This is a genomic window from Peptoniphilus sp. HMSC062D09 (assembly GCF_001811425.1).
GTDB lineage: Bacteria > Bacillota > Clostridia > Tissierellales > Peptoniphilaceae > Peptoniphilus_A.
Genome location: NZ_KV804695.1, coordinates 1 through 6,377, shown reverse-complemented (window position 1 = coordinate 6,377; position 6,377 = coordinate 1). Strand labels below are relative to the sequence as shown.

Below are 6,377 nucleotides of genomic sequence, written 5' to 3'. Positions count from 1 at the left end.
GCAAGCACAGTAAGTGTACGGACACTTACGAAAAAATTGATGAAGCAGCCCTCTGGGATCTGCTTCTTTTTTTATCAATTTTTAACTTGTTAGGGTGTACCCTAAGACCCCGAAATACATTCAAAGGAGGATTTACCTATGGCAAATAGAATACGAAATGAAAGACTTGAAATTAAATTAACCGAAGAAGAAAAGGCTCTTTTTGAGGAGAAAAGAAAACTTGCTAAGTGTAGAAATATGAGCCTTTTTATTCGCAAATGCGTTTTAGAAAAGGAAATATATCAAGTGGATTTAGAGCCGTTTAGAGATTTACAGGGCTTGCTTTCCAACGCTACAAACAACATAAATCAGATTGCAAAGCGTGTAAATTCGACCGGCATAATCTACAAAGATGATATAAACGATATGAAAAAGCAGATTGAACATTTCTCAAAAGAGTTGTGGCAAATTCATTCCCTGCTGCTTAACAGGACTTCAGGAGGTGATTAAATTTTATGGCTATTACAAAAATACATCCTATAAAATCAACCCTTAATCTTGCCATTTCATATATTGTTAATGGAGAAAAAACAGATGAGCAAATCTTAGTAAGCACTCATAAATGCCATCAGGAAACTGCTCATACTCAATTTTTAAGAACACGAAATGATGCAGGAACAAACGGAACTGTTCTTGCAAGACACCTCATTCAATCCTTTTTACCCGGAGAAGCAAGTCCTGAAATGGCACATCAAATCGGTCTTGAACTATGTAAAAAGATATTAAAGGATGAGTACGAATTTGTCTTATCTACCCATATAGATAAAGGGCATATTCATAATCACGTCATATTTAATAATGTAAATATGGTAACGGGCAAATGCTATCAGTCCAACAAGAGAAGTTACCACCAAATCAGGTATCAAAGCGATAAGCTATGCAAGGATAATAACCTTTCTGTGATTGATGAGTTCTACGAGAGCTATAAGAGAAAGTACAAAACAAATGGTAAGTCATGGTATGAAAATGAGCAATCTAAGAAAGGTAATTCTTGGAAAAGCAGGCTTCAATTTGACATTGATCGTTTGATAAAACAGTCTAAAGATTGGGAAGAATTTCTAAAGAAAATGGCGGAACTTGGTTATGAAATAAAGCATGGAAAACATATAGCTTTTAAGCCAAAAGATAATCAGAGATTTACAAGGTCTAAGACGATTGGCGAAGATTATACCGAAGAAAGATTAAAAGAGCGTATTACAGAAAGGAGTGCTATTAAGGATCCTGCTGTCAAAAAACGAATAGGAAATGTCATCAATATGAATACCAATGCCAAAGTGAAAGAGAGCAAAGGTTATGAATATTGGGCAACAAAACATAACCTTAATACAATGGCTGAATCAGTTATTTTCATCAGAGAACATGGCATTAACTCCGTTAAACAGCTTGATGAATATATCAAAAAAAGTGCTGAAGAAAGACAAGGTTTACAAGATAAAATCAAAGAAATTGATAAGGACATGCAGCTACTTTCTGATACTATGGAACAAGTTCATACTGTTAAAAAATATCGAGCCTACTACAAAGAATATAAGGCAAATCCATCGGACAAGGCATTTTTTGAAGAATACAAATCGCAAATCACGCTCTATGAAACTGCTCTTTCCAAGCTGAAAAGCTCCTATTCTAAACTTCCAAATTCAAAGAATATTTTAGATAGACTTGATAAACTGCAAGAAAAAAAGAATATCCTCATGAAAGAGTATTCTTCCTCAAAATCTACTATGGACGAGCTTTATCAAATACGAAAGAACTATGGAATTTACATGGGCAAGGAGATTGAGAGATAATTTTTTCTCTCCTCTTTTTCTACCTTGATTTGGCAATTCAAGACCAATAAAAAAATAGTCGGTGCAGTCCTAAGACCACACCGACCGTAAATTTATCTCTCAGCTTCTTTGCTTACTTCTTTCTTTTCTTTCGGCTTTTCCTTATCTTCAGCCTGATATTTTTTGATAGCCCCAAGTACAGATTCTTTCTTTTCTTCTTGTCCTTTCATTTGTTCCTTTGCCTTTAACAGCTTTGAAGAAAGTATCCTGATGTTGCTATGCTCCTTGCCGTTATCATCAATGGAGGTTCTGATTTGTCCAAAGAGCTTAACAAAATCTCCCTGCTTAAAGTCCTTTGGAATATCGCTTTTTTCTCCGTATGCCGAGCAATTATGATAGACCTTATTCCCTTCATCATCTTTAGATACTACGGAGAAATTCGCTACCTTAAAGGCTTCTCCGTTCTTATTTTCCCTTTCAACTACATCAACCTCTCCAACGATATTTCCAACAATATTGATAAGATTATCCTTTTCTTCCTGAGCATAAGGCAGGTCTTTTATCTGCCCCTGTTCCCTTAAATCTTCAATCATATAATCAAATTCCTCATGCAGTAAATTAAGGCTGTCATTGTCCATATAAGCCTCATAGAGCTTATCCAAAGCACTTTCATCGTTGATACCTTTTTCCATACTTATAATCGCCTTTACAAAGTCCTTATGATTATCATTTACCATATCTTCTATTTGATTTCTCATTGTTTTGTAATCCATGTTTTTATCTCCTTTCATGGCAAAAGGGAGGTTTCCCTCCCCTTATCTTAAAAATTCCTGTTCTTTTGTTTTTTGCTTTTCTTCTGTTTTACTTTCATTTTGATAGGCTCTTATCTGTCCTAAAATAGATGGCTTATCACCTGATTTTTGTGTGGTTTCTTCTTTACTATGAAGATTGTCCTCCACATCATAAGTTGACTCAAAATAATCACTGTCCTTAAAGTCATTGTCATATCTATCAGGAATACCGTCATTATCGAGGTCTTTAGAAAGTGGATCATAGAAGTTGCCTTCATCGTCAATATCAAGACCCGTTGCTGCTCTTAAATCTTCTGAATCAACATAAACCAAATCGTTAAAAGAGGACATTTCTATTTCATTTTTCATATTCCTTAGAGCTTCATTTTCTCCCTTGTTTTCATAGTCGAAGCTCTCTGTTTTGATAGGCATATCATCAATATACTGTGTCCATGTTTTAGCTTCTAAATCAAGCTCATACTGAATACCATGTCTTTCATCCGGTGTATTGGTATAGGCGATACCGATATGTTTTAAATCAGGATACAATGTGTCAAACTCATCATAGCTGTGGTTTTCTTCATACTCTCTGTTGCAGAAGTCAATAATCGCCCTCTTTACATCTTCCACAAGAGGATTGTCATTTCTCTTTTCTTCCACTTCTCCCATATCGAGTAGCTTATTCAGTTCTGCAAGTCTTAACATCTTAGTTTTCAGCTCATCAGCTTTTTCAAAAGGCTTTTTTAATTCCTCTTTGGCATTTTCCAGTTGTTCTTTTGTACTGATAAGTTTTTCTTCGAGCCTGTTTAATTTCTCAGGCATTTTCTCAAGAGCGTTATCCAGTCTTGTAATATTCCCGTCCGCACTTGTTCCAAGCTCTCCCGAATGCTTTGCAGCACCGTTTAAGCTAAAGTTATGTGAATTAGTGAAGAAGTTGTAACTTACCTCTAAATCCATATTCCTATACTTACCTATAACCTTGCTTTCATTTAATTTTACGGTCTTTATAGCTTCAATCAGTCTTTCTCCGGCTAATTTCTTATCGGTAATCTTTTCTCCTGCAATAGTAATAGAAGTAAACTTTTCCTCACCTTCCGCTTTTGGCTCTACATTGGATATATCTTTTTTTACAGCTTCAATGAGCTTTTCCGTTCTTGCGATTTCTTCAGGATAGTTTTTCGACACTTTATCCTCTAATCTGTAACGATTGGACTTATAGTTTGCTTCAAGCATTTTAAGTTTTGTAACCTCGTTGTCCAAATCCATCTTTTCTTTAATCTTAGGATCGCCAGTGGCAAGGGCTTTAATCTCTGCATAGTTAAGGGAGCTTTCGTCCACATCTTCCGCCACACGAACAGGAGTCTTTGAAGTCATAATCTGAGAAATAAATTTCTGCTTATTCTCTATCGTTTGGTCGAGTAGGTCGGGGATATTACTATCCCTTTCCCCTCTAAGAACCGTGCATGAGAGTTTCCCCTCACACGGCTCAAGTTTTTATAAGCCCTAATTAAAGAGCCAGCGTGTTTTCTTCATCATTTATATGCAATTTTCTATGACACCAAGGGTGTACTAAAGTTTTAAGGGTAATGTTATTTTGAATTGTTTGATGTACTCTAAAGTCTGTATCAATAGTTATTTTCTCTCCACAAACAGGGCATATTCCATTTTGCGTTTTATACAGTCTATTTATAACTGTACGTCCTTTAAGTTCGTTTCGTATTTTTAACTCTTCTCTTTCTTCAAAGTATATTTGCCAATTTTCATCAAATGGATTTGCTTCAGCTTGTATCTTGGTAAATCGTTTAATATCAGTGTCTGTAGCATATTTAAGACGAAGATAGTATTTCTCGCCATTTTCCATTCTGTCGCCAGTTGCTACACTGAAAGTCCAGGTTCTATTTCCAATGGTATGGAAGTATTTCTTAGCTATCCATTTTCTACCTTTCTTTGGGTGTCGACGAACGCACCAGGTCCACAAGCTTTTATATATTTCATAGTCAAGTTTTTCAAAGGCTTTAGATGAAACATTATATTTCTGATAGTTTACCCAACCTATAATGATTGGATTTAATTTTCTGATCAAAATTTCTTGTTTCATTGACGGATTATCTTTTATGATTCGTCTGATTTTATCGACAATAGCCTTGAAGTTCTTATCAGATGGTTTTGTAAGCAACTTATCTTTATACATCCTAATATTAACTCCAAGAAAATCAAAACCGTCATTTATGTGTGTTATGAGTGTCTTTTCCTCTGATAATTCTAAACCTCTTTCAGCCAAGAATTTTACAATGATTGGCTTTACACCATTTTCAAGCAATTCTGCACTTTCCCCTGTAACGATGAAATCATCTGCATATCTAACAAAGTTAACCTTTGGGAAATATGTTTTCTTATTTACTGTTCTTCTATGGTATTTCTCTTTGATTGCTTTTTCTAGACCATCTAATACCATATTAGAAATAATAGGTGATATTGGTGAGCCTTGGGGACTTCCTGTTTCTGTTGGAAATAGTTTTTGTTTTTCTATATATCCACACTCAAGCCAAAGTTTTAATAATTTCTTGTTCATTGGGATATTATTTAATATCCATTCATGACTTATATTATCAAAACACCCTTTTATATCTCCCTCAAGTACCCATTTTGCAGATTTCTTTTTATTAAGTGATGTAAAACACTGCTCGATAGCATCTTGTGTACATCTTTTTGCCCTAAATCCATAAGAATTAGGGTCAGCAGTAGTTTCTGCTATGGGTTCAAGTGCAAATTTATATAGGGTTTGCATTGCTCTATCTGTCATTGTAGGAATGCTGAGAGGTCTTTTCTTCCCATTTTTCTTTGGTATATACACTCTTTTAAGAGGCTTAGGTTTATATCCTCTTAAATTTAACTTTTCTATCGCCTTATACTTTGCCTGTGATGTTAGCCATAATTCACCATCAACACCACTTGTTTTCTTGCCTTGATTTTCAGTTACCCTCTTAATAGCCAAGGCTTTTGCATAAAATGAAGTTGTGAGTAAATGTTGTAAAGATTTTACCTTTCCATATTTACTCATTTTCCACGCTTTCACAATACGCATTTGTAGTTTTTTAACATAGCTTTCTGCTAGAGAAAAGTCTATACTTTCCCAGTTTTTAGCTCTGTTAGTAGTAGCACACATTTTACTGTTCATTTGCTTTCTCCTTTCAAAAATTCTACAAGTTCTCTTGTGATTAAAAACCAAATGGAAGTCTGCACTCTTTCAAGTTAGGGCAAATTTTGAACCCCTATCCATCTCATTACAAGATGGCATTCGCTTTTTCCATTCTCCTTTACCTGCACCATTATCAGCATTTCTTACGATTTGCCTTGCCTTATGGCAATAGTACAGGCTTACCATGTTTCACTTAATTAACATTGATAACTTAGGCTCTACCTCTCTGCCGGTAGTCTTTTTGTCCGTGTAATCTCACTATGGAAAGGATTATCCGACTACACACCATTTTGGTTCAGGCTTATCAGCAACTTTAGCCTGTTCGCCTTAACGACATTTATCAGTAGTTCACATATGTTAGCCATATTATCAAGCCTCGCTCCCTAACCACTTTGTTGCTAGTAGTTTCGGTATTACCTCACGGTTTTACCTCAAGTAGGGCTACTTTAATATCGGCTTACCACACCTAAGTGCAGTCGATACTCGGCTCAACTAACGGAATAGTTGGTTTGGTCATTTTGCCAAACAGTTAAATTAAGCGACTTCATGTCGCACCCAAAGGTACGCATCAAAGGTATTCTC

5 protein-coding genes and 1 pseudogene are annotated in these 6,377 nt (G+C 35.5%); 2 read left to right on the top strand and 4 right to left on the bottom strand.

Annotated elements, in window-relative coordinates:
• The first annotated feature begins 138 nt into the window (after positions 1-138).
• Positions 139-489: a plasmid mobilization protein gene (gene mobC, locus HMPREF2801_RS01735; RefSeq protein ID WP_007895148.1), complete on the top strand. Its 351-nt coding sequence runs from the start codon at positions 139-141 to the stop codon at positions 487-489.
• Between the two features lie 5 nt (positions 490-494).
• A complete protein-coding gene (locus tag HMPREF2801_RS01730; protein WP_029140974.1) occupies positions 495-1,826 on the top strand; it encodes a relaxase/mobilization nuclease domain-containing protein in 1,332 nt (443 codons plus the stop codon).
• 92 nt (positions 1,827-1,918) lie between these two features.
• On the opposite strand, the gene HMPREF2801_RS01725 is transcribed toward HMPREF2801_RS01730, so the two are convergent.
• The 4 genes and pseudogenes from HMPREF2801_RS01725 to HMPREF2801_RS09375 form a co-directional block, all read right to left on the bottom strand.
• On the bottom strand, positions 1,919-2,578 hold the full coding sequence (locus HMPREF2801_RS01725; protein WP_070610287.1) for a DNA-binding protein: 660 nt from the start codon (positions 2,576-2,578) through the stop codon (positions 1,919-1,921).
• A 42-nt stretch (positions 2,579-2,620) separates the two neighbouring features.
• A pseudogene (locus tag HMPREF2801_RS01720) lies at positions 2,621-4,015 on the bottom strand (helicase); the annotation flags it as partial.
• Positions 4,016-4,103: 88 nt separating this feature from the next.
• The gene (gene ltrA, locus HMPREF2801_RS01715; RefSeq protein WP_047199946.1) at positions 4,104-5,774 is read right to left on the bottom strand and encodes a group II intron reverse transcriptase/maturase; all 1,671 of its coding nucleotides are present in this window, start codon (positions 5,772-5,774) and stop codon (positions 4,104-4,106) included.
• 69 nt (positions 5,775-5,843) lie between these two features.
• Positions 5,844-5,981, bottom strand: coding sequence for a hypothetical protein (locus HMPREF2801_RS09375; RefSeq protein WP_019034341.1), 138 nt, complete (start codon positions 5,979-5,981; stop codon positions 5,844-5,846).
• Between the last annotated feature and the right edge of the window lie 396 nt (positions 5,982-6,377).

Bases quoted from the DNA above. Each gene is read 5' to 3' on its own strand.
- HMPREF2801_RS09375 (WP_019034341.1), bottom strand. From the start codon at position 5,981: ATGGTAAGCCTGTACTATTGCCATAAGGCAAGGCAAATCGTAAGAAAT.
- ltrA (WP_047199946.1), bottom strand. From the start codon at position 5,774: ATGAACAGTAAAATGTGTGCTACTACTAACAGAGCTAAAAACTGGGAA.
- mobC (WP_007895148.1), top strand. From the start codon at position 139: ATGGCAAATAGAATACGAAATGAAAGACTTGAAATTAAATTAACCGAA.
- HMPREF2801_RS01725 (WP_070610287.1), bottom strand. From the start codon at position 2,578: ATGGATTACAAAACAATGAGAAATCAAATAGAAGATATGGTAAATGAT.
- HMPREF2801_RS01730 (WP_029140974.1), top strand. From the start codon at position 495: ATGGCTATTACAAAAATACATCCTATAAAATCAACCCTTAATCTTGCC.